This window comes from Alkalibacillus haloalkaliphilus C5 (assembly GCF_000269905.1).
GTDB classification, from domain to species: domain Bacteria; phylum Bacillota; class Bacilli; order Bacillales; family Alkalibacillaceae; genus Alkalibacillus; species Alkalibacillus haloalkaliphilus_A.
This window is the reverse complement of sequence record NZ_AKIF01000237.1, coordinates 1-2,249: the sequence shown is the minus strand read 5'-3', so window position 1 is coordinate 2,249 and position 2,249 is coordinate 1. Positions and strand designations below refer to the sequence as shown.

The window sequence follows — 2,249 nt, the reverse complement described above, 5'->3', positions numbered from 1 at the left end:
AGTGACGATCCCATCAGGTAAGTCAGTCTATAGATTTTTAGAGAATGCATCTGATGAATTTTACGTACCAGCGATTGAAGATATTAAAATTGGTTATGAAGTCGTACGAGACACTGATTCTGCGAACAATTTAATCTTTTTGGAACCAACATGGTTTATAGAGTATGCAAACGGTGTGTGGCGTCCATTAAGCTATTTTGAAGACCGAGCCAGCTTGCAGGAGGATGGATAAGTATGCAGTGGGGACAAATTAAAACACTGTTTATTATTAGTTTCTTAATCTTAAACTTGTTTCTAGCTCAACAATTTCTAGAGAAAATTGGTGATACAAATCTTGAAATGTTAGCTCAAACCAGTTTTGAAGATCAATTGGTCGCTGATGAGATTGAGGTTGGTGAATTGCCTGAAAGAGGCGAGCGTGAAGTATATATATCGGCTGAGCGTTATGAGTTTGAAGAAGAAGAATTTGCTGACATAGCTGATTCTGTTAACAATCAAACAATGATTCTCGTCAATGAAGATACGATTTTAAGTGAATTTGATGAGCCCTTCGAATTTAACGATAACCACGAGGAGTTACTAGAACAAATTCATCGTGGTAGTGAGTATGAATTTTGGGGCGAATATGATGAACATGTCATTTTGTTCTTTCAAGAGCAAAACGACCGTACAGTATTTTTCAACACTTCAGGATTAATTGCGGTAACTCTTAATGAAGATGGCGAGGCTGTTAACTATGTTCAGCGTCTATTAGATCATACCGCTGTTCAAAGTGAAGAACAAACAGTATTAGACCCAATTAACGCTATTGAAGCTTTATATTCATCCGTTTTACAAAGACAAGATGAAGTGACAGATATGAGTTTAGGTTATCATACGTTAATTGAAGAAGGGCCACAAATTTTTACACCAACTTGGAAAATAACAATTAATGACGAACGAAATTATTTCGTCAACGCAATTGAAGGACAGTTGATTCCGAACGATGAAGAAAACTTTGTCCAAGCAATTTCCTATTTTATAGACTATCAAGTGCAAGAATTTATGCGGAGTGAAAGTGAATGAGTTTACATTTTAGTGTACTAGCATCAGGAAGTTCAGGTAATGCTTTCTATATAGGGACTAATAATACGAAATTGTTAGTGGACGCCGGCTTAAGTGGTAAGAAAATTGAAAGCCTCTTAAATGAGGTAGATGTTGATCCACATGACCTTGATGGTATTTTAGTTACACATGAACATAGTGACCATATTAAAGGCCTAGGTATTATGGCTAGACGGTATAACTTACCGATTTATGCTAATGCTAAAACATGGCAAGCAATGGAACATTCTATTGGTAAAGTGACGACTGATCAAAAGTATGAGTTTGAAATGGAAACAGTTCAAAGCTTTTCTGGTTTAGATATTGAAAGTTTTGGTGTTTCACATGATGCAGCAGAGCCAATGTTTTACGCGTTTCACTATGAAGGTAAAAAAGTAGCCGTGTTAACCGATACGGGATATGTATCTGAACGAATGAAAAAGACAATTGAAAATGCGGATGCATTACTGTTTGAAACGAATCATGATGTGGGTATGTTACAAATGGGGAAATACCCATGGAATGTTAAGCGTAGAATATTAAGTGATTTAGGTCACGTATCTAATGATGATGCAGCACATGCCATGATGGATGTCATTGGAGATCAAACAAAGAAAATATATTTAGGCCACTTAAGCCAAGATAACAATATGGTTGATTTAGCTCGAATGAGTGTAGAGCAGAGACTGAAGGAGAATGGATTTCCTGTAGGAGAGGCTTTACAGCTAGAGAATACAAGTCCTGTGAAGCCGACACCTATTTTACATCTTTAAAGTTAATAGAATGAGTGAGGTGTTTTAAATGGGTTACTATGATGATCATATTAAATCATCAAAGCAAAAACAGGGCCGCCCATGGTTCGCAGCAATCGTAGGCGCCATTATAGGTTCAGCAATTATGTTTTTTGCATTATCTGCAATAACAGGTACTGATGTGTTATCCAATAACACAAATGAACAAGCTGGAACATCTAATCAAGACCAAGAGTTAAACGAAGAAGGCGTTGCTGAACAAAGGAATGTCGAGGTAAACATCCAGTCACAAATAACAGACATAGTAGATGAAGTATCGGATGCTGTTGTAGGAGTCGTTAATATTCAAAATCAAAATATTTTCGGTCAACAAATGGAACAAGACCCAGATGACGCCCCTACAGGCTCAGGTGT

At 37.0% G+C, this 2,249-nt stretch carries 3 protein-coding genes and 1 pseudogene; all 4 read left to right on the top strand.

The features are described from left to right. On the top strand, positions 1 to 232 hold a 232-nt coding region (gene yycH, locus A194_RS18930), incomplete at its 5' end, for a two-component system activity regulator YycH (RefSeq protein WP_237718789.1). Positions 233 to 234: 2 nt separating this feature from the next. Beyond that, positions 235 to 1,065, top strand: a complete 831-nt coding sequence (locus A194_RS0115905) for a two-component system regulatory protein YycI (RefSeq protein WP_017187774.1) — start codon at positions 235 to 237, stop codon at positions 1,063 to 1,065. Beyond that, complete coding sequence (locus A194_RS0115900; RefSeq protein ID WP_017187773.1) at positions 1,062 to 1,856, top strand: MBL fold metallo-hydrolase; 795 nt, start codon at positions 1,062 to 1,064, stop codon at positions 1,854 to 1,856. The genes A194_RS0115905 and A194_RS0115900 overlap by 4 nt, the downstream gene beginning before the upstream one ends. Positions 1,857 to 1,884: 28 nt before the next feature. Then, positions 1,885 to 2,249 (top strand): annotated as a pseudogene (locus tag A194_RS18925) (serine protease); the annotation flags it as partial.